Raw genomic sequence first — 20498 nt, forward strand, 5'->3', positions numbered from 1 at the left:
CGCGGCCATGGTCGAGCAGTCGACCGCCGCCAGCCTGAGCCTGAGCCGCGAAGCCGCCGAACTGGCCGAACTGGTCGGCCGCTTCGAGACCAGCCAGGTCGCGGCGGCCCCGTCGCCGATCCACAAGACTCCTATCCAGCAGATGAAGGCCCGGGTCGAGAGCTTCGCCCGCGCCCACGCCGCCCCCGCGCGCGCGCGTATGGCGGCCGGCGGCGGTGGGCGGGCGGCTGCGGCCGCTATTCAATCGGACTGGGAAGAGTTCTGAGCTCCAGGCTCGGTTGGCCGCGATTCAGCGCCAGGCGGCCTAGGCCTCCAGCCGCGCCTTGACGGCCTCGGCGAAGCCGGCGCCGTTCGCGGGGTCGTGGTCCAGGTAGAAGTCCGGTTCGATCAGTTCGGCCTCCATCAGCACCCATCGGCCGGCGTCGTCGCGGGCCATGTCGATGCGGGCATAGAGCAGCGGTTCGTCGATGGCGGCCAGCACCTGCTCAGCCAAGGCCATCGCCGCCGCGTCCGGCGTCACGGCCGTATACAGGCCGCCGAACTGGACCTGGATGCGGAAGTCGCCGGCTGCCGGCCGTTTGTTGACCGCATGGCTGAATCGGCCGCCGAAGAACAGCAGCGAGGTCTCGCCCTGGGTTTCGATCGACTTCAGATAGGGTTGGATCATCGCCGCGCCCTCGGGCGCATCGCTCAACACCTCGCCTGGCATCAGGCGCAGGGTGCGAAACGCCCCGGCCGAGACGGTCGGCTTCACGATCAGCACTGGCGCGCCGGTCTCTGCGAAGGCGGCGTCCACCTGTTCCTGGGTCGCGCCGTCGGTCCAGCGCGTCGGCGGGATCGGCACGCCCTTGTCCGCCAGCCGCGCCAGATAGGTCTTGTCGGAGTTCCAGCGCAGCACCTCGGCCGGATTGGCGACCGCCAGGCTAGCCGCGCTCCACGTCGCGCAAGCCTTCAGCCAGCGCCCATGATCGCGGTGATAGCCCCAGGCGATTACCGGCAGGATCAGGTCATAGGCCTTAAGGCCCGACGCGTCCTCGACATGATTGGTCCAAGGCGTGGCCGTGACCGTCGCGCCCGTGCTTTCCAGCGTCGCCTTGAACCGTTCCAGCACCCCGGGCCAGCGGCCAACATAGGTCTTGTCGGCGGGGTCGGGAGTCAGCACGGCGATCTGGGTCATGCGGTCCTCATACCGAAGCGACGCGGAGCATATAAGGGCTTCCTTATATGATTTCGGGTGACGTGCGGGCGTTGACCGGCTAAGGCGCGACCATGACCCAGAACACCGCCCAATATGACGTCTGCGCCGTCGGCAACGCCATCGTCGACGTCCTCAGCCCCTGCGACGCCGCCTTCCTGACGGCCCAGGACCTGGCGCCCAACTCCATGCAGCTGGTCGACGCCGAACGCAGCGCCGCCCTGTATGACGCCATGGCGCCGGGCGTGGAGGCTTCGGGCGGGTCGGCCGGCAATACCGTGGCGGGCGTCGGCTCGTTCGGCGGTCGCGCGGCCTATATCGGCAAGGTCGCCGACGATACGCTGGGCCAGGTCTTCACCCACGACATCCGCGCGGCGGGCGTTCACTTCGACACCCCTGTCCTGACGGGCGGGGCGGATCAGGGCTTCGGCACCGGCCGTTGCCTGATCAACGTCCTGTCGGACGGGGCGCGAACCATGGCGACCTTCCTAGGCGCCGCAAACCAGCTGTATGCCGACGACATCGACGAGGCCCTGATCGGCGCCAGCGAGATCGTCTATCTGGAAGGCTATCTGTTCGACCCCGCGCCCGCCCGCGCTGCCTTCGAACGCGCCGCCGCCGCCGCGCACAAGGCGGGCCGCAAGGTGGCCATCACCCTGTCGGACACCTTCGTCGTCGCCCGCTGGCGCGCCGAGCTGCTGGATTTCATCACCCAGTCCGCCGACATCGTCCTGGCCAATGAGGCCGAACTGGGCGCCCTGTTCGAGACCGAAGACTTCGACGCCGCCGCCGCGCAACTGGCCGCCATCGTCGAGATCGCCGCGATCACGCGCGGCGAGCACGGCTCGGTCGTGATCAAGGGCGACGAGCGCGTCGTCGTCGCCGCCTATCCGGTCGCCAAGGTGATCGACACCACCGGCGCCGGCGACCAGTACGCCGCCGGCTTCCTGCTGGGCCTCGCGCGCGGCCTGACGCTGGAAGAGGCCGGCAAGCTGGGCTCGCTGGCAGCCTCCGAAGTCATCGCCCACTGGGGCCCGCGCCCGATGGTGAAGCTGGGCGATTTGGCCAAAGAGACCGGGCTGAAGCTCTAACGATACAGTCTCCTCCCCATCTTGATGGGGAGGAGACGTTCGTCTTCAGCTTTTCCACCTCAGCGTCACAGGCTGGATCGGATTGACGAACTGCCGATCCTCGGCGCGGCTCTTGGCCCATTCGCGCTTCAGCTGCTGATACCATTTGGCCTGTTTGTCGGCGTCGTCGATCCAGATCAGGGCGGGGTCGTAGCGCAGGCCTTCGTTCTGCAGGTTCACCATGCCGCCGTCCTGTTTCAGGAAGGCGACGACCCCCATCCGCAAGAAGGGCTTGGCCAAGCCGAACACCCAGTGGTCGGACCAGAAGATCTGGGTGATCCGCGTCTTCGTGTCGGTGATTGGCGTCAGGCAGGTCAGGGCCAGGACCTGTTTTTCGCCCACCTGAATGTGCTCCCAGCGGAAGCCCGGCAGGCGGAAGGTGATCTCAGTCGCGGGCGCGCCGCCCAGGATCTTGTAGAGACGGCTGTTCGACGAGGGCGCATGGCGCACCATGGCCCAGCCGAACGCGGTCGGGGCGAAGGCCTTGGACTTTTCGTGCATCGAATGTTCGGACCGCCACCACCATTGCTGGTGGACGTAGGGGCCGTGGGCGGGGTCCATCAGGCCGACGACGGCGTGGTCGATATGGCTGTCGAAATCCATCGCCTCGACCAGCTTGGCCTCGCCGCCGACTACGCCGGGGAAGACAGGCGGCTCGTGGTCCGGCTCCATCGGATTGCGGGCGTCCGACGCCATCCAAACGAAGACGATCCCTTGGCTCTCGCGCACCGGATAGGACCGCACGCGGATGCGGTTCGCCTCGAACGCCTGATCCTCGACCAGCGAAGGAATGGCGGCGCAGACGCCGTCGGGCCGGAAACGCCAGCCGTGATAGGGGCATTCGACCGTCTCGCCCTCGCCGGGCTTTTCGACCAGCTTGCCGGCCGACAGGGGCGCGGCGCGGTGGGGACAGATGTCGCGCATCGCATAGACTTGGCCTGCGCGGGTGCGGCCGATCAGCACCGGCTCGCCCATGATCTCGTAGCGTTTCAGGCTGGCCGGGGCGACGTCGCGGCCCAGGGCGACGAAATACCAGGCGTCGGTGACGAACCCCTTGCCGAACGGCTGCGCGCCCGCCTTGGACGGGGCAGATTCGGCTTGGGGCGGTGGCACAGGAGCGACGGTCATCTGCGCTGTTTAACAGCGGCTGACAGGCTAGGCCATCATCCCAGCCGGCCTCAACAATATGGCTTGTCGTCCTATCGATATGATATACGAAACATATCTGTTTCATTTGGTCGGGAGCTAGCAGGTGGGCATCGTCAATATCGAGGACGAACTGCACGAGCAGCTGCGGCGCGCTGCGAAGGCGTCCTATCGGTCGATTAACGCTCAGGCGGCGTTCTGGATCAGGATCGGCATGTTGTGTGAGATGCATCCCGGCGTGACGTTCCAGGAACTGGTGGCGCGCGAGTTGCGGGCGGCGGGCGTCGATGCGTCCGTGCCGACGGGCGCCGCCGCATGATCAAGACGCCGGCCGAGATTGCGCTGATGGCCGAAGCGGGGCGACTGCTGGCCTCGGTCTTCACCCATCTGAATGCGATGACGCTGGAGGGGTTGAGCACGCTGGAAATCGACCGACGGGTCGAGGCCTTCATCGTCGACGAGCTGAAGGCGCGGCCGGCCAGCAAGGGTCAGTACGGCTATGGCTTCGTGCTGAACAGCTCGATCAACCAAGTCGTCTGCCACGGCGTGCCCTCGGCGAACGACATCCTGAAGAGCGGCGACATCGTCAATCTGGACATCACGCTGGAGAAGGACGGCTTCATCGCAGATTCCTCCAAGACCTATCTCATCGGCTCGGTAAGACCGCAGGCCCGACGGCTGGCCCGCACCACCTATGAGGCGATGTGGAAGGGCATTCAGGCGGTGCGCCCGGGCGCGAAACTGGGCGACATCGGTTTCGCCATCGAAAAACACGCCAAGCAGGCCGGCTATTCGGTGGTGCGCGACTATTGCGGGCACGGCATCGGGCGCGAGATGCATGAAGAGCCGCAGGTGCTGCATTTCGGCAAGGCCGGGACCGGCGCGACCCTGCGCGAAGGCATGACCTTCACCATCGAACCGATGCTGAACCAGGGCGTGCGCACGGTCCTGACCGAGGACGACGGCTGGACCGTGGTCACCTCCGACGGAAAACTGTCGGCCCAGTTCGAACATACGGTGGCTGTGACAAAGGACGGTGTGCGGGTCCTGACCCTGAGACCGGACGAGAAGCGGGGCGCATAGGCGCGCGAAGGAGAGTTTCCGTCCCTTCATCATTCGCGCCTATATGAAAGCCGACGACCGGCGCGGGCCGGGTGATGCGGACGATCCGATGGCTGATGCTCTGTTCCATTCTCCCAAGACCCACGGCTTCGTGCGCGTAGCGGCGGCGACGCCGGTCAGCCACGTGGGCGACCCCAGGGCGAACGGGCAAGAGCACGTCGCGCTGATCCGTCAGGCGGGCGAGCAGGGCCTGGACCTGATGGTGTTCCCCGAGCTGTCGCTGTCGGCCTACGCCATCGACGATCTGCATATGCAGGCGGCGCTGCTGGACGAGGTCGAGCGGCAGATCGCCGTGGTCGCGGAGGCGACGGCCGAGGCGGACGTCGTGGCGGTGGTCGGGGCGCCGATCCGCAACGGCGACGCCCTGTATAATTGCGCGGTGGTGATCGGGTCCGGCGAGGTTTTGGGCGTTGTGCCCAAGACCTATCTGCCCAACTACCGCGAATACTATGAGAAACGCTGGTTCGCGCCGGCGACGGCGCGCGCCGAGGACGCGATCAAGCTGAACGGCGAGACGGTGGACTTCGCGCCGGGCCTGTTGTTCGAGGCGGTGAACCGGCCGGGCTTCGTCTTCTCGGTCGAGATCTGCGAGGACTATTGGGCGCCGCTGCCGCCCTCGACGCGGGCGGCGCTGGCGGGCGCGCGGATCCTGTTGAACCTGTCGGCGTCAAACATCGTCATCGGCAAGGCGGACGAGCGGGCGATGCTGAGCGCCAGCCATTCGGCGCGGACGCTGTCGGCCTATGTCTTCGCCGCCTCTGGCTGGGGCGAGAGCACCACTGACCTGGCCTGGGACGGGCAGGCGACGATCCACGAACTGGGGTCCAAGTTGACCGAAGGCGAGCGGTTCGCCCTGGACAGCCATCTGACGATCGCAGACGTGGACGTGGACCGGATCGGACTGGACCGGTTGCGCAACGGCACCTTCGCCGAGTGCGCGAGAAACGAAGGCGAGCCGGCGACGGTCGTGCCCTTCATGGCGCGCGAGGATCATGAGGCCAGCGAGCTGATCCGGCCGCTGGACCGGTTCCCCTTCGTGCCGGACGACGCCGGGCGGCTGGATCAGGACTGCTACGAGGCGTTCAACATCCAGGTTCAGGGGCTGATGCGCCGGATGACGGCGACGGGGGCCAAGTCGCTGGTGATCGGGGTGTCGGGCGGGCTGGACTCGACCCAGGCCCTGCTGGTCGCCTGTCGCGCCTTCGACCGGCTGGATCTGCCGCGGACCAATATCCTGGGCTTCACCATGCCGGGGTTCGCGACCTCGGACGGGACCAAGTCCAACGCCTGGGCCCTGATGACCGCGTTGGGCGTCACGGGCGCAGAGATCGACATCCGCCCCGCCGCCGAACAGATGTTCAAGGACATCGGCCATCCCTACGCCGAGGGTCAGCCGGTGCACGACATCACCTTCGAGAACGTGCAGGCGGGCCTCCGGACCGACTATCTGTTCCGGCTGGCGAACCAGCACAGGGCCTTCGTGCTGGGGACCGGGGACCTGTCGGAACTGGCGCTGGGTTGGGCCACATACGGCGTCGGCGACCATATGAGCCATTACAACGTCAACGGCGGAGTGGCGAAGACGTTGATCCGGCACCTGATCCGCTGGGTGGCGGCGGGCGACCTGATCGGCACGGCCGCGCGTGACACGCTGCACGCCATTCTGAACACCGAGATTTCGCCCGAGCTGGTGCCGGCCAAGGACGGGGTGATCCAGTCGACGGAAGGGACCGTCGGCCCCTATGCGCTGAACGACTTCTTCCTGTTCTACATCAGCCGGTTCGGGATGACGCCGTCCAAGGTCGCCTTCCTGGCGCACCAGGCCTGGGGCGATGCAGGCGCGGGCGAATGGCCGGCGAACACGCCCGAAGACGAGAAGGTCGAATACGACCTAGCGACGATCAAGGGGTGGCTGAGGAAGTTCCTGATCCGCTTCTTCCAGACCGCCCAGTTCAAGCGTTCGGCCCTGCCGAACGGGCCAAAGGTGGTCACCGGCGGATCGCTGTCGCCGCGCGGCGACTGGCGCGCGCCGTCGGACGGCAATGCGCGGGTGTGGCTGGACGAACTGGAAGCGAACGTGCCGGACTGATCGTCTCCTCCCCGCTTTGCGGGGAGGTGGCTCGAAGCGTAGCGGAGAGACGGAGGGGCTCTTGGCTGTGTGGGTAGAAGAACCCCTCCACCACTTCGTGGTCCCCGTCCCCATTGCATGGGGAGGAGACGCGGCACTAGAAGCTTGGCCATGACCGACGATGTGACCAAAGATTCCAACGGCAACATCCTGGCTGACGGCGACAGCGTGACCCTGATCAAGGATCTGAAGGTCAAGGGATCGGGCGGGGTCACGCTAAAGCGCGGGACGCTGGTCAAGAACATCCGCCTGACCGGCGACACGGACGAGATCGAGGCCAATGTGGAGAAGGTGCGCGGCCTGGTCCTGCGCACCGAGTTCGTGAAGAAGGCCTGACCCTCTTCCCTTCGCGCGATGCAGCCGCCATCTAGCGGCCTATGACCGACACCCTCGCCGCCCCCGCCTCGTCCCCCGCCAATGGCAAGATCCCCGTCACCGTGCTGACCGGCTATCTGGGCGCGGGCAAGACGACGCTGCTGAACCGCATCCTGACCGAGGACCACGGCAAGCGTTACGCCGTCATCGTCAACGAGTTCGGCGAAATCGGCATCGACAATGACCTGGTGGTCGGCGCCGACGAAGACGTGTTCGAAATGAACAACGGTTGCGTCTGCTGCACCGTGCGCGGCGACCTGATCCGTGTGGTCGCCGGCCTGATGAAGCGCCAACGTCCCGGCAAGCCCGCCTTCGACGCCATCATCGTAGAGACGACGGGTCTGGCCGACCCCGGTCCGGTGGCCCAGACCTTCTTCGTGGACGAGGACGTCAAGGCCAAGACGCAGTTGGACAGCGTCACGACCCTGGTCGACGCCAAACACGTCATGGCGCGTCTGGACGACTCCAAGGAAGCGCGCGAGCAGGTGGCCTTCGCTGACCGCATCATCCTGAACAAGGTCGATCTGGCCACGACGGAGGAGTTGGACGCCGTCGAGGCCCGGCTGCGGGCGCTGAACCCGCTGGCGCCCATCGTCCGCGCTGAACGCTCGAACGTGCCGCTGGACCAAGTGCTGGGCCTTCACGCCTTCGACCTGGATCGTATTCTGGAGGTCAAGCCGGACTTCGTGAACCCGCCCCACGGCGCCGACGGCCATGTCCACGACGAGAATTGCGGCCACGACCACCATCACCATGACCATGACCACGGGCATGACCATGATCATCACGACCACGCCCACGGCGCGCACTCCCATGGCGCGCGCGGCCACGCCCATCAGGACGACATCAAGGGGATTTCTCTGTCGCTGGATCGGCCGCTGGACGGGGCGAAATTCACCGCCTGGCTGGATCGGTTGCTGGGCGAGCAGGGTCAGAACATCCTGCGCGCCAAGGGCATCATCGACGTGAAGGGCGAGAACCGCCGCCTGGTCTTCCAGGCCGTGCACATGATTCTTGAGGGCGACCTGCAACGCGAATGGGGCGCCGCCGAACGCCGCTGGAGCCGCGCCGTCTTCATCGGCCGCGATCTGGACGAAGCCGCGCTGAAGGCCGGCTTTGAGGCCTGCGCCGCCTGATCTGAAAGGTGAACTGACAGACAAAAGGCCGGCGGAGCAATCCACCGGCCTTTTTCTTTGTTCAGCCCCTCTCGAACAACTTGTTCCAGCGGCGCTTGTCGCGAGCCTTCCAGGCTCCGCGGTGGTAGGCGTCGGAGCCGATCAGGGGGACGACCGTGGTGGCCTCGGCGAAGACCATCTGTTCGTGGGTGGTCTGGACCTTGCCCCACGAAGCCGCCTCCTTCAGCGTCGAGGACGAGCAGGCGCCGTCGCGGACGTCGGCGACGGTGATCTGGACCGCATAGCGGTGCATCTCGGCCTCGACACCCAGGATTTCAGCGCAGACGACCGTGTCCTGGGCGAAGTTCTTGGGCACGCCGCCGCCGACCATGAACAGGCCAGTAACGCCGGCGGCGATCTTGATGTCGGTCAGTTCGCGGAAGTCAGCGATGGCGTCCAGCATCAGATAGGGCTGGCCGGCGGCGGCCCGTTCCTTCTGGTGCTTCACCAGACCAAAGCCGGCCGAGGAGTCGACGAAGGCCGGGCAGAAGATCGGCACGCCTTCTTCATAGGCGGTCTGGATCAGCGAGCCGGGCTTTTTCGCATTACCCTCGCTCAGCCACTTGCCCATCTCCCAGATGAACTCGCGGCTGGAATAGCCGCGCGGCTCCAGCCGATTGGCGATCTCCAGGATGGTGTGGTCGCAGGCCTGGAGTTCTTCCTCGTCGATATAGGTGTCGTAGATCCGGTCGATGTAGTTGTCGCGCAGGACGTTGTCGTCCACCTCGCCAGCCGCCTGATAGTGTTTGAAGCCCAAGGCCTCAAAGAAATCCATGTCCACGATCGAGGCGCCGGTGGCGACCACGGCGTCGACCATGCCGAACTTCACCATGTCGCGGTACACGTGCATGCAGCCGCCGGCCGAGGTCGAACCGGCCAGGATCAGCCAGGGCGAGCAGTCCTTGTCCTCGATGGCCATCGAGAAGATGTCGGCGGCGCGGGCGGTGTCGCGTGACGAGAAGGACATCTTGCGCATCGAGTCGATGATCGGGCGCGCGTCGAAGCTCGTGATGTCGACGTGCTCGACGACATTCTGCAGCAGTTGGGCCTTGGTGTTCGATTGAACGGGAGCGTTCATTTCGGCGGTTTCCCTGTGATTTGAGCGCCCGTCGAACAAGCAGACGTGCCGGGACGGAGCGACCGACAGGACCGATAGACGCCCAACCATCGGCCGTCACCCTCGGACTTGACCCGAGGGTCGGACGTTCCGCCGCGCGTTCCTCGCAAGGAAGACGCAGAGGGGGCCGATCCTCGGGTCGAGCCCGAGGATGACGATTACAGGTGCGGGCGTCCTACTTCCGGCGCGACTTGCGCTGACCGGCCTTACCCTTGGGGCGTGACAGGCGCACGACCTTGCGAGCGTTCTCTTCCGCCGTGGTGCGCACGGTGGGGATGGAACGTGGAGCCAGACCGTAGAGCGAGGCCATCGGGGCGTCCTCGACCGCGGCGATGTCGTGTTCGCCATAGCCGTTGAAGCCCGTCGACATGGCCACGCCGTAAGCGCCCAGCATGCCGATCTCGATGAAGTCGCCTTCGCGCACATCGGCCGGCAGCCAGAAGGGTCCCGGCATGTGGTCGATGGAATCGCAGGTCGGGCCGTAGAACTGAAACGCCTTCAGCTCGCCCGCGCTTTCGCCGTCCCGCACCAGCTTGGTCGGGAAGGGCCAGCGCGAATGGGTCGCGTCGAACAGCGAGCCGTAGGAGCCGTCGTTCAGATACAGGGCGTCGCCCTTGCGCAGATCGACACGGGCCAGGATCGACGAGGATTCGGCGACCAGCGCCCGGCCAGGCTCGCACCACAGCTCGGTCGTTTCCGACACCGGCATTTCGTTGAAGCCGCGATGGATGGCGTCGGCGTATTCGCTCATGTCCGGCGGGACCATGCCCGGATAGACCGACGGGAAGCCGCCGCCGACATCGACGATATCGACGATCACACCCGCACGGCTGATCGACCGGCCGACCTGGGCCATGGCGGCCTGATAGGCGGTCGGGCGCATGCACTGGCTGCCGACGTGGAAGGAGACGCCCATCAGGCCGTCCTTGACCGCCTGGCGCGTCGCCATCAGCAGGGCCGGCGCCTGATCCGACGACACGCCGAACTTGCCCGACAGCGTATAGGCGGCGCCGTCGGCCGAGACGGCCATGCGCACGATCAGGTTCAGGTCGTCCGCGCCGCCGGTGGCGTCGAGGATCTTGTTCAGCTCGTCGATGCAGTCGAGCGAGAAGGTGCGCACGCCGTGATCGAAGTAGGCCTTAGTGATCGCAGACCGGCTCTTGACCGGATGCATGAAGGCCAGGCGCACGTCATGGCTGACCGAGCGCACCAGCTCGATCTCGGCGATGGACGCCACGTCGAAGCCGCGAACGCCGGCCTCGATCAGGGTTTCGACGACCCAGCGCGAAGGGTTGGCCTTCACAGCGTAGAAGACGTCGGCCTTTAGATTATCCTGGAACCAGCGCGCCGCTACGGAAACCGAACGCGGCCGCACGAGGGCGACGGGACGTTCAGGGGACCGCTCACGGACCAGGTCCAGGGGAAGCTGATACGTGCGCAATTCACGTAACCCCCTGCTAATTGTTAAACCCAGACCGGCGTTAGCGGCGCAGACAGGACCTACGGGGTCCGCCGGAGAGCGCGATATGGGGACGCGCGACTGTCATGTAAAGAGGTTTTTTCGTGGCGGAGCCTAGGTTTGGCTGTCACAAATCCGGCCTGCGCCCTCCACGACACGATCCGACGGCAACCTTGACCGTTCTGCGCCGTTGCGATGCTCGGAGGGTTTGATGAATCGATGGCTGTTTTTTTGGCGCAAGATGCGGCGTCAGTTGTGGGTGCGCGCCACAGCCTATGCGATCGCGGGCGTTGCCGCAGCCTTGCTGGCCGCCGCCCTGGCCCCATGGGTGCCGCAGGAGATGGCCGAGCGCCTGGGCGGCGAGTCTGTGGAATCGATCCTGACGATTCTGGCGTCCAGCCTGCTGGGCGTGGCGACCTTTTCGGTCGGCGCGATGGTCACGGCCTATACGTCCGTGTCGTCGGCGGCCAGTCCGCGTGTCGCGGCCCTGGTCACCAGCGATGACGAGACCCAGAAGTCGCTGGCGACCTTCGTCGGCGCCTTTCTCTACGCCATCGTCGCCGTCACCGCGATCAACGCCCATTATTACGGCCAGAACGGCCGGGCGATCCTGTTCCTGATCAGCCTGGCCATGGTGGGTCTGGTGGCGTTTCGCCTCCTAGCCTGGATCAACCGCCTGTCCAGCCTGGCGCGGGTCGGTCACATGATCGATCTGGTCGAGGCCCGGGCGTGCGAGGCGCTGGAACAGCGGCGCGACAATCCGTTTCTGGGCGGGCGCGGGGGCCATCTGCAAAACGGCGCGGACGTGACGGCGCCGGAAACAGGCTATGTCCAGAACGTCGATCCCGATCGCCTGCAGGCCATGGCCGAAAAGCGGGATTGCCATGTCGAGGTGGTCGCTGCGCCGGGCGCCTTCGTGCGACGCGGGGAGGTCCTCGCCCGGGTCAGCCTGCCGGCCTGCGACAAAGAGGCCCAGGACGCCTTCTGCTCCGCCTTCGCGATCGGAGACTCGCGCTCCTATGATCAAGACCCTCGCTTCGGCCTGATCGTTCTGGGCGAGATCGCCGCCAAGGCTCTGTCGCCTGGTATCAACGATCCCGGAACGGCCATTCAGGTGGTGTCGACCGGCGTGAGGCTGATGGACATCTGGGCCCGCGAGCGCGAGGAAGACGAGAAGCGGACCCTGCGCGATCGCCTGATGATGCCGGGCGTCTCCGAAGACGATCTGCTCGACGATCTGTTCGGCCCGATCACCCGTTACGGGGCCGGCGACGTTGCGGTCGCCATCAGACTGCAAAAAGGCTTGAGGGCGCTGGCCTCGATCCCTTGTCTGGCCGCACCGGTCCGGACAATGGCCGATCAGGCGCTGGAGCGATCGCGCGCCGCCTTGCCGATTCCAGCGGACTACGTCCGGGTGAAGGGTGCGGCAGAAGGCTCCTGAACGGCTCGGGTCTGGACGAGATTGCGCCCGACGTGCGATTAGGACTTGCCCGAGCGCGATTTCAGCTTATTGCGGCGCCCCTTCGCCATAGCCTCCTAGCGAGTTCATGAGTTCATCCGCAGCCGCCGCCGCCCCTGGGCTTGTCCTGGCGCGTGACGTGTCGAAGACCTTCGGATCGCGAAAGGCGCTGGACGGCGTCTCGATTTCCGTGGCCTCCGGCGAAATGGTCGCCTTGATCGGTCCGTCCGGTTCGGGCAAGTCCACCCTGCTCCGCTCCATCACCGGTCTGCAGTCGATCGACGCCGGCGCCGGCACGATCCAGGTGTTCGGCGAGACCGTGCAGAAGGACGGCCGGGTCACCGGCGCCGTGCGCAAGGCGCGCGGCAAGCTGGGCATGATCTTCCAGCAGTTCAATCTGGTCGGGCGACTGAGCCTGTTCTCCAACGTCATGCTGGGCGCGCTGGGCCGTCTGCCCGGATGGAAGGGCCTGCTGGGCCTGTGGCCCCAGGCGGACAAGGACAAGGCCATGGCGGCCCTGCACCGCGTCGGCGTCAGCGACTACGCCGCCCAGCGCGCCAACACCCTGTCCGGCGGCCAACAGCAGCGCGGCGCCATCGCCCGCGCCATCGTGCAGGGCGCAAAGGCCATTCTGGCCGACGAACCCGTCGCCTCGCTAGACCCGGTGTCCGCCCGCAAGGTCATGGAATTGCTGGTCGAGTTGAACAAGCGCGACGGCATGGGGGTGATCGTCACCCTGCACCAGGTCGACTACGCCATCCGCTACTGCGACCGCGTCATCGCCCTGCAAGGCGGCAAGATCGTCTATGACGGCCCGTCCACGGCGCTGGACCAAAAGCGCCTGATAGAAATCTACGGTCCCGAGTTCGAGGACGCGTTCTGGGAGACCAAGGCATGAGCCTGTCGCGCATTTCCCCCACCCGCCGTCTAATCGCTGCGGCCGGCGCCGCCGTCATGATCCTGGGCCTGGCGGCCTGCGGCGGCGGCGAGGACAAGAAGGCTGCGGGCGGCGCGCCCAGCGAGATCACTTTCTCGATCCTGTCCGCCGAAGGCCAAGCCTCGGCCGGCCCGCTGTGGCAGCCGCTGCTGGACGACATGTCCAAGGCCATCGGCGTGCCGGTGAAGCCCTATTTCGGTTCGAACTACACCGTCCTGGTCGAGGCCATGCGCGGCAACCACACCCAGGTGGGCTGGTTCTCGGCCAAGCCTGAGGTCGAGGCCATCGATCGCGCCAAGGCCGAAGTCATCGCCCGCACCGTCAACCGCGAGGGTCTGGACAGCTATCAGTCGACCCTGATCGTCAAGAAGGGATCGGGCATCACGCTGGATCAGGTCATGGCGTGCGGCAAGAAGTACAACTTCGGCATCGGCGACGCCCAGTCGACGTCGGGCACCCTGGCCCCGCTGACCTTCCTGTTCAATGCGCGCGGCGTGGTCCCCAGCCAGTGCTTCAAGACCGTGCGCTCGGCGAACCACCAGGCCAACGCCTTCGGCGTGGCGACCGGCGTGATCGACGTGGCGACCTCCAACAGCGTGAACACCATCTTCATGCGCAAGGAGAACCCGCAGCTGGCCGGCCAGATCGAGGAAATCTGGACCTCGCCGCCGATCCCCGAGAGCGGCATCGTCGTGCGCGAGGACCTGGATCCTGCGCTGAAGGAAAAGATCCGCAGCTTCTTCCTGACCTATGGCCAGGGCGAAGGCGCCGAGGCCGAGCGGCAGCGCAAGGTTCTGGCGGACCTGGAATATTCCCGCTTCACCGCCGCCGACGACAGCTATCTGGACCCGATCCGCGAAATGATCGCCGACCAGAAACTGGGCGAGGCCCGCGCCAAGGGCGATACGGCCGCCGCCGCCGCCGCCGAGCGCGAGCTTCAACGCCTGCGCAGCCTGCGTGAGGTCCGGCCTTGACCGCAGTCGCGTCTCCCGCCGTCGCGATTCCGGCGGCGCCCAAGAAGTCCGCCCTCGCCTGGGTCGCCGACGTCCTGGTCTGGGGCGGCGTCGCCGCTGTCCTGCTGTACAGCATCGACGCCGTCGATCTGGGCAACATCTCGCGTCTGTTCGCCGGCAACGACAGCACCCAGCTGTTCGTCCACGACCTGCTGCGTCCCGACTTCAGCGACTGGAAGATGTTCGTCGCCAAGATGTGGGAGACGGTGCAGATCGCCCTATGGGGCACCTTCCTGGCCGTGATCCTGGGTATTCCGCTGGGTCTGGCGGCGGCGCGCAACATCGCGCCCGTCTGGGTCGTGACGCCGGTGCGCTGGATCATGAACCTGCTGCGTTCGGTGCCGGATCTGGTGATCGGCCTGCTGTTCGTCACCGCCGTGGGCCTGGGGCCTCTGGCGGGCGTCCTGGCCATCACCCTGAATACGGCCGGGGTTCTGGCCAAGCTGTTCTCGGAAGCGGTCGAGTCGATCGACAAGGGTCCGGTCGAGGGCGTGCGCGCCACCGGCGCCGGCAAACTGCACGAGATCGTCTGGGGCGTCCTGCCTCAGGTCGCGCCGCTGTGGACTTCGTTCGCCCTGTACCGTTTCGAATCCAACAGCCGGTCCGCGACCGTGCTGGGTCTGATCGGCGCGGGCGGCATCGGCCAGGTGCTGTTCGACAGCATGAACGCCTTCGATTTCCGCGCCGTCTCGGCCATCGTCATCGTCGTCGTGGTTGCCGTGACCCTGATCGACACCCTGTCGCAGGTGATGCGCCGCCGCCTGCTGTAGCGACGGCGGTCCCTTTCGCGGGCCCATTCTCGGGACTGTCATAATCCTCTGCTCTAAGCATCGCGAAATCGATGCTCAGGGAGAGCCTTGGATGATCCGCACACTGAAACTAGCGGCTTCGGCCGCCGCCCTTCTGGCCCTGGCGGCCTGTGGCGACAACGGCGGGGGCGGCTCCGCCTCCGGCGCGCGCTCCGGCATCTGGGCGGCCGGTTCGTCGACCGTCTTCCCCTTCGCCACGCGGGTCGCCGAGACCTTCGCGCGCGGTTCGGGCGGCGCGGCCCCGCGTGTCGAATCGCTGGGCACCGGCGGCGGCATTCAAGCCTTCTGCCAGGGCGTCGGCCCGACCACCCCGGACATCGCCAACGCCTCGCGTCAGATGAAGCAGTCCGAGTTCGACCTGTGCGCCAAGAACGGCGTCACCGACATCGTTGAGATCAAGATCGGCTTCGACGGCATCGTCATCGCCACGGCCCGTAACGGCAACGGCTTCAACTTCGAACTGAATGACCTCTACGAAGGCCTGGCCAAGGAAGTGCCGGGCGCTGACGGTCAGTTCGTCGCCAATCCGGCCAAGACCTGGAACCAGGTCAACGCCGGCCTGCCGAACCAGCGCATCCAGGTCTATGGCCCGCCGCCCACCTCGGGCACGCGCGACGCCTTCCTGGAGCTGGGCATGACGCCGGGCGCCAAGCTGGTGCCGGCGGTCAAGGCGATCGAAGGCGACAAGGACCGGTTTGAAGGCATCGCCCACACCCTGCGCGAGGACGGCTCCTGGATCGATTCCGGCGAGAACGACAACGCCATCGTCCAGACCCTGACCCGCACGCCGGGTTCGCTGGGGGTGTTCGGCTATTCGTTCCTGGAACAGAACTTGGACACGGTGAAGGCCGAGACCATCGACGGCGTGGCCCCGACCGCTGACACCATCGCCAGCGGTGAATACCCGCTGTCGCGCAGCCTCTACATCTATGTGAAGAAGGCCCATATCGGCGTCATTCCGGGCCTGCAGCAGTTCGTGCAGGAGTTCCTGTCGGAAGGCGCCGCCGCCAAGGGCGGCTATCTGGCCGACCGCGGCCTGATCCCGCTGCCGGAAGACCAACTGCTGGCCCAGCGCGCGACCATCGCCGCCATGACGCCGATGGCACGCCCCGCCAAGTAAGGGGGAACCCGACCGCCGTTCCGCCCCTTCTTTCGCCGGTCCGCACCGGGTAGAAGGGGCGGGATAGCTGTCAGGATGATTTGATGACCACCACGCCCGCGCGCCTGCGCAAGGCCGTACTGCCCGTCGCGGGCCTCGGCACCCGGGTCCTGCCCGGCACCAAGACGACTCCCAAGGAACTGCTGAACGTCGTCGACCGGCCGATCCTGTCCTACATCGTCGAAGAAGCGCGCGAAGCCGGGATCGAGCACATCGTCTTCGTCACCGGCCGCTCCAAGGGCGCCATCGAGGACTATTTCGATCACCAGATCGAGCTGGAAGCCCAACTTCTGGCCAAGGGCAAGACCGACATCCTGGAGATGATGAACGCCGAACTGGCCTCGGCCGGGGAGATGAGCTTCACCCGCCAGATGCAGCCCAAGGGCCTGGGGCACGCCGTCTGGTGCGCGCGCGACATCATCGGCCACGAGCCGTTCGCCGTCATCCTGCCCGACGTCATCGTGGATTCTCAGCCCGGCGCCCTGAAGCAGTTGGCCGAGGTCTATGCCGAAACCGGCGGCAACATCATCGGCGTGGAATCCGTCCCGGAAGATCAGACGCACAAATACGGCATCGTCGATCCGGTCAGCCGCGACGGTTCGCGCATCGTCATGAAGGGCATGGTCGAAAAACCCGCCAAGGGCACGGCGCCGTCCAACCTGTCGATCTCGGGCCGTTACATCCTGCAGCCGGAAATCTTCGACCTGTTGGCGACGCAGGAAAAGGGCGCGGGCGGCGAAATCCAGCTGACCGACGCCATGGCGCGACTGATGGCGGACCAGAGCTTCACCGCCGTCGAATACGCGGGCGTCACCCACGACTGCGGCGACAAGATCGGCCTGTTGCGCGCCAACGTCGCCCTGGCCCTGAAACGCCCCGACCTGGGCGACGCGGCGCGCCAGGCGATCGCGGGCCTGCTGTAACGCAAGGGAAGGCGGCGGGGGTTCCGGTTTACGCCCGCCCCTGCTAACCCTCCGCGCAAATCATCAGGAGACGAACCATGGCGACTTCCGAAGGCTGGAACATGCCGACCGGCGACCTCATGAAGGGCAAGAAGGGCCTGATCATGGGCGTGGCCAACTCCAGCTCCATCGCCTGGGGCATCGCCTCGCAGCTGGCCGCCCAGGGCGCCGAGTTGGCCTTCACCTATCTGGGCGAGAGCCTGGAGCGCCGGGTACGTCCCCTGGCCGAAAGCGTCGGCGCCAAGCTGCTGATCCCGGCCGACGTCACTGACGACGCCTCGATGGATGCGGCCTTCGCCGAACTGGAAAAGACCTTCGGCACGATCGACTTCGTCGTCCATTCGGTGGCCTTCGCCAACAAGGATGAGTTGAAGGGCAGCTTCGTGGACAACACCACGCGCGACAGCTTCCTGCTGGCCATGAACATCTCGGCCTTCAGCTTCGTGGACGTGTCCAAGCGCGCCGCCAAGCTGATGCCGAACGGCGGCAGCCTGATTACCCTGACCTATCTGGGGTCCGAGCGGGTCATTCCGAACTACAACACCATGGGCGTGGCGAAGGCCGCGCTGGAAGCCGCGACCCGCTATATCGCGCGCGACCTGGGTCCCAAAAACATCCGCGTCAACGCCATCTCGGCCGGGGCCATGCGCACCCTGTCGCTGGCCGGCATCTCGGGCGGGCGCGGCCTGCACTCCAAGTCGGCGCAGTTCTCCCTGATCAAGGAAGAGACCTCGATGGAGGGCGTCGCGGGCGCGGCCCTGTGGCTGTGTTCGGACCTGGGCCGTTCGACCACGGGCGAAGTCGTCCACGTCGATGCCGGCTTCCATGCCGTGGGCCTGCCGGAAGACACCGAGGGCTGATCAAGGAGGGCTGATCCCAGCCTTCCGCCACCTGAAGCGACGGTTTAAGGCCGGGGCATGACTGCTCCGGCCTTTTCCATGCGCACCCTGCCCGCCTCGGCCTTGTCGTCCGCCGCCGTGGCGACGGTGATCGGGTTTGGCGGGACGGTCGCCTTGGTCGTTCAGGCCGGCCAGGCCGTGGGCGCGGACGCGGGCCAGATCGGGTCAATGGTGACGGCCCTGTGCCTGGGCATCGGGGCGCCGGGCGCCTTGCTGAGCTGGCGGCTGAAAATCCCCGTCGTTCTGGCCTGGTCCACGCCGGGGGCGGCCCTGCTGGCGGCCTCGACGCTGGGTTTGTCCTGGCCGACGGCGATCGGCGCCTTCGTCTTCGCCGCCCTGCTGATGATCATGACCGGCCTGATCCCGGTTCTGGGCCGGCTGGCGGCGCGTATCCCGGCGGCCATCGCCTCGGCCATGCTGGCGGGGGTGCTGCTGCCCTTCGTACTGAGACTGTTCAAGGTCGTGCCGGACGAGACGGCCTTGGTCGTAGGGCTGATCGCGGTGTTTCTGATCTTTAGGCGTCTGTGGCCGACCTGGGCCTTGCCCGCCGTGCTGGCGGCGGCTTTTGCGGTGTTGGCGATGCGGGGGCAGTTGGCCCTGCCCGCCGGGACCGGCCTGTTCGGCCATCTGGAGCCGGTCGCGCCTGTCTTCGATTGGAAGGCGGCGGTCAGCCTGGGCTTTCCGTTGTTTCTGGTGACGCTGGCGGCGCAGAACCTGCCCGGGCTGGTGGTCCTGCAGAGCGCCGGCTATCCGCCGCCCGCCAACCGACTGATCCTGTCGACCGGCGTCGCCAGCCTGCTGATCGCGCCGTTCGGCGGGCATGGGGTCAATCTGGCGGCGATCACGGCAGCGATCTGCACCGGGCCGGACGCGCACCCCGACGTCGCCAAGCGCTGGATCGTGGGCGTGATCCACGGCGGTCTTTATCTGGTCGTGGCTCTGTTCGCCGCGACGCTGGCCGGGCTGTTCATCGCCATGCCGCCAGCCGTGCTCGCGGCAGTAACAGGGCTGGCGCTGATCGCGCCGCTGACGGGCGCGCTCCAGACAATGATAACGGAGGTCGGATCGCGCGAAGCGGCGGTGCTGACATTTGCGGCGACGGCGTCAGGCCTGACCCTGTTCGGCGTCGGATCGGCCTTCTGGGGCCTCGTGGTAGGGTTTGCGGCGCTGGCCGCGATGCGCTGGATCAGACCGCCGGCCTGATCCAGCTGGGGGGGCTAGTCGCGCAGCGAGGCCGGGACCTGACCGCCGTTTTCGGCCAGCTTCTTCCAGACCGCCTTGGACAGGGCGATGTTCTGTTCGGCCGAGCCGTGCTCGCCGGCGTGGACATTCAGTTCCTCGGCCAACTCCTTTCGGGCGGCCAAGCTGGAATCCAGGTCCAGCAGCTTCAGCAGATCGACGATCGAGGTGCGCCAGTTGCCGCCGCCACCCTTGGACGCCGCCAGATCGCTGAGCACCGCCTCGACATCGACGGGCGGCAAGGCCGGCGCGGCGGTCGGGGCTGGTGCGGCGTTGGGCGCCGGGATTCCAGCCGTCGAGGCCGGCGGCGGAACGGGGGCCGCCTTCGGCTTGTGGCCCGTGATCTTGTTCCAGATCGAAGAGAAGATGCCCATCGGTCGCGCTCCTGTTGGTGTGAGCAGACAACGCGACCGACGGGGCGAGGTTCAGATCAGTCGCGCGCCGGGATGTTGAGGCCGCGCTGGACCGCGGGGCGGGCCAGGCCGCGCTCCAGCCAGGCGGCGACGCGCGGGAAGTCGGCGAAGCCGACGATCTCGCCCGCTTCGTAGAAGCCGATCAGGTTGCGGACCCAGCCCAGGGTGGCGACATCGGCGATGGAATAGTCGCCGACAAGCCAGTCGCGGGGTTCTCCCCCGTCATTGGCAAGCCGCGTCTCCAGCACGCCGAGCAGGCGGCGGCTTTCGGCGACGTAGCGGTCGCGCGGGCGCTTGTCCTCGTAGTCCTTGCCGGCGAAGCGGTGGAAGAAGCCCAGCTGGCCGAACATCGGGCCGATCGCGCCCATCTGGAACATGACCCACTGGATCGTCTCGTAGCGGGTCGCCGGGTCGGCCGAGAGCAGTTTGCCGGTCTTTTCCGCCAGATAGATCAGGATGGCGCCGGATTCGAACAGGGCCAGCGGCTGGCCGCCCGGGCCGTTCGGATCGAGGATGGCGGGGATCTTGCCGTTGGGGTTCAGAGACAGAAACTCCGGCCCCCAGGTCTCGCTCTTGGTGATGTCGATCAGGTGCGGCTCATAGGCCAAGCCGACCTCCTCCAGCATGATCGAGACCTTCACGCCGTTGGGCGTCGGCAGGGAATACAGCTGGATGCGATCGGGATGCTGGGCCGGCCAGCGTTGCGTGATCGGGATGGCGGACAGGTCGGTCATGGGTGCGGCCTCGGCTATTGCGATAGG

The 20498-nt window shown here is 66.6% G+C and carries 20 protein-coding genes and 1 pseudogene; 15 read left to right on the forward strand and 6 right to left on the reverse strand.

All coding sequences use genetic code 11. The features are described from left to right. Positions 1 to 265: pseudogene (locus GGC30_RS16305) on the forward strand (chemotaxis protein); the annotation flags it as partial. A gap of 39 nt (positions 266 to 304) precedes the next feature. On the opposite strand, the gene GGC30_RS12195 reads toward GGC30_RS16305, so the two are convergent. Next, positions 305 to 1177 (reverse strand): RimK family alpha-L-glutamate ligase, encoded by an 873-nt coding sequence (locus GGC30_RS12195; protein ID WP_153924531.1) that lies wholly within the window; start codon positions 1175 to 1177, stop codon positions 305 to 307. Positions 1178 to 1269: 92 nt separating this feature from the next. On the opposite strand from GGC30_RS12195, the gene GGC30_RS12200 reads away from it, so the two are divergent. Continuing rightward, positions 1270 to 2286 carry an adenosine kinase gene (locus GGC30_RS12200; protein WP_153924534.1) on the forward strand — a complete coding sequence of 339 codons (1017 nt, stop codon included), beginning with the start codon at positions 1270 to 1272 and terminating at the stop codon, positions 2284 to 2286. Positions 2287 to 2331: 45 nt separating this feature from the next. Here the strand turns inward: GGC30_RS12200 and GGC30_RS12205 are convergent, their stop codons facing one another. Then, entirely contained in the window at positions 2332 to 3453 is a 1122-nt protein-coding gene (locus GGC30_RS12205; RefSeq protein WP_153924537.1) for an aromatic ring-hydroxylating dioxygenase subunit alpha, read from the reverse strand. A gap of 124 nt (positions 3454 to 3577) precedes the next feature. On the opposite strand from GGC30_RS12205, the gene GGC30_RS12210 reads away from it, so the two are divergent. The 5 genes from GGC30_RS12210 to GGC30_RS12230 all read left to right on the forward strand — a co-directional run bounded on the left by GGC30_RS12210 (position 3578) and on the right by GGC30_RS12230 (position 8232). Next, the gene (locus tag GGC30_RS12210) at positions 3578 to 3790 is read left to right on the forward strand and encodes a ParD-like family protein (protein ID WP_091751087.1); all 213 of its coding nucleotides are present in this window, start codon (positions 3578 to 3580) and stop codon (positions 3788 to 3790) included. Next, entirely contained in the window at positions 3787 to 4554 is a 768-nt protein-coding gene (gene map / locus GGC30_RS12215; RefSeq protein ID WP_153924540.1) for a type I methionyl aminopeptidase, read from the forward strand. Before GGC30_RS12210 ends, map begins: the two co-directional genes overlap by 4 nt. 88 nt (positions 4555 to 4642) lie before the next feature. Next, positions 4643 to 6682, forward strand: coding sequence for an NAD(+) synthase (locus GGC30_RS12220; protein ID WP_153924543.1), 2040 nt, complete (start codon positions 4643 to 4645; stop codon positions 6680 to 6682). A gap of 150 nt (positions 6683 to 6832) precedes the next feature. Further along, positions 6833 to 7057 carry an alkylphosphonate utilization protein gene (locus GGC30_RS12225; RefSeq protein ID WP_055754537.1) on the forward strand — a complete coding sequence of 75 codons (225 nt, stop codon included), beginning with the start codon at positions 6833 to 6835 and terminating at the stop codon, positions 7055 to 7057. Between the two features lie 41 nt (positions 7058 to 7098). Beyond that, positions 7099 to 8232, forward strand: coding sequence for a GTP-binding protein (locus GGC30_RS12230; RefSeq protein WP_153924546.1), 1134 nt, complete (start codon positions 7099 to 7101; stop codon positions 8230 to 8232). 61 nt (positions 8233 to 8293) lie between these two features. Here the strand turns inward: GGC30_RS12230 and GGC30_RS12235 are convergent, their stop codons facing one another. Next, positions 8294 to 9349 carry a deoxyhypusine synthase gene (locus GGC30_RS12235; RefSeq protein WP_153924549.1) on the reverse strand — a complete coding sequence of 352 codons (1056 nt, stop codon included), beginning with the start codon at positions 9347 to 9349 and terminating at the stop codon, positions 8294 to 8296. 214 nt (positions 9350 to 9563) lie between these two features. Then, the gene (locus tag GGC30_RS12240; RefSeq protein WP_039245976.1) at positions 9564 to 10829 is read right to left on the reverse strand and encodes a type III PLP-dependent enzyme; all 1266 of its coding nucleotides are present in this window, start codon (positions 10827 to 10829) and stop codon (positions 9564 to 9566) included. A 229-nt stretch (positions 10830 to 11058) separates the two neighbouring features. Here GGC30_RS12240 and GGC30_RS12245 point away from each other — a divergent pair, with 229 nt between their 5' ends. The 8 genes from GGC30_RS12245 to GGC30_RS12280 all read left to right on the forward strand — a co-directional run bounded on the left by GGC30_RS12245 (position 11059) and on the right by GGC30_RS12280 (position 19288). Continuing rightward, positions 11059 to 12288 carry a DUF2254 domain-containing protein gene (locus tag GGC30_RS12245; protein WP_153924552.1) on the forward strand — a complete coding sequence of 410 codons (1230 nt, stop codon included), beginning with the start codon at positions 11059 to 11061 and terminating at the stop codon, positions 12286 to 12288. Positions 12289 to 12394: 106 nt separating this feature from the next. Next, positions 12395 to 13204 (forward strand): phosphonate ABC transporter ATP-binding protein, encoded by an 810-nt coding sequence (phnC, locus tag GGC30_RS12250; protein WP_055808912.1) that lies wholly within the window; start codon positions 12395 to 12397, stop codon positions 13202 to 13204. Then, positions 13201 to 14217 carry a phosphate/phosphite/phosphonate ABC transporter substrate-binding protein gene (gene phnD, locus GGC30_RS12255; protein ID WP_153924555.1) on the forward strand — a complete coding sequence of 339 codons (1017 nt, stop codon included), beginning with the start codon at positions 13201 to 13203 and terminating at the stop codon, positions 14215 to 14217. The genes phnC and phnD overlap by 4 nt, the downstream gene beginning before the upstream one ends. Further along, the gene (gene phnE, locus GGC30_RS12260; RefSeq protein ID WP_045809538.1) at positions 14214 to 15026 is read left to right on the forward strand and encodes a phosphonate ABC transporter, permease protein PhnE; all 813 of its coding nucleotides are present in this window, start codon (positions 14214 to 14216) and stop codon (positions 15024 to 15026) included. Before phnD ends, phnE begins: the two co-directional genes overlap by 4 nt. Before the next feature lie 91 nt (positions 15027 to 15117). Then, on the forward strand, positions 15118 to 16185 hold the full coding sequence (locus tag GGC30_RS12265) for a substrate-binding domain-containing protein (protein ID WP_153924560.1): 1068 nt from the start codon (positions 15118 to 15120) through the stop codon (positions 16183 to 16185). 83 nt (positions 16186 to 16268) lie between these two features. Then, positions 16269 to 17147: a UTP--glucose-1-phosphate uridylyltransferase GalU gene (galU, locus tag GGC30_RS12270; protein WP_153924562.1), complete on the forward strand. Its 879-nt coding sequence runs from the start codon at positions 16269 to 16271 to the stop codon at positions 17145 to 17147. 101 nt (positions 17148 to 17248) lie between these two features. Next, positions 17249 to 18046 carry an enoyl-ACP reductase gene (locus GGC30_RS12275; protein WP_194943595.1) on the forward strand — a complete coding sequence of 266 codons (798 nt, stop codon included), beginning with the start codon at positions 17249 to 17251 and terminating at the stop codon, positions 18044 to 18046. Positions 18047 to 18103: 57 nt separating this feature from the next. Further along, on the forward strand, positions 18104 to 19288 hold the full coding sequence (locus tag GGC30_RS12280; RefSeq protein WP_228763734.1) for a benzoate/H(+) symporter BenE family transporter: 1185 nt from the start codon (positions 18104 to 18106) through the stop codon (positions 19286 to 19288). Positions 19289 to 19302: 14 nt separating this feature from the next. Here the strand turns inward: GGC30_RS12280 and GGC30_RS12285 are convergent, their stop codons facing one another. Beyond that, positions 19303 to 19698 carry a DUF3597 family protein gene (locus GGC30_RS12285; RefSeq protein WP_039245841.1) on the reverse strand — a complete coding sequence of 132 codons (396 nt, stop codon included), beginning with the start codon at positions 19696 to 19698 and terminating at the stop codon, positions 19303 to 19305. A gap of 56 nt (positions 19699 to 19754) precedes the next feature. After that, a complete protein-coding gene (locus GGC30_RS12290; protein WP_153924571.1) occupies positions 19755 to 20471 on the reverse strand; it encodes a glutathione S-transferase N-terminal domain-containing protein in 717 nt (238 codons plus the stop codon). Between the last annotated feature and the right edge of the window lie 27 nt (positions 20472 to 20498).

It is taken from the genome of Brevundimonas sp. SPF441, from assembly GCF_009661015.1.
Lineage (GTDB): Bacteria > Pseudomonadota > Alphaproteobacteria > Caulobacterales > Caulobacteraceae > Brevundimonas > Brevundimonas vesicularis.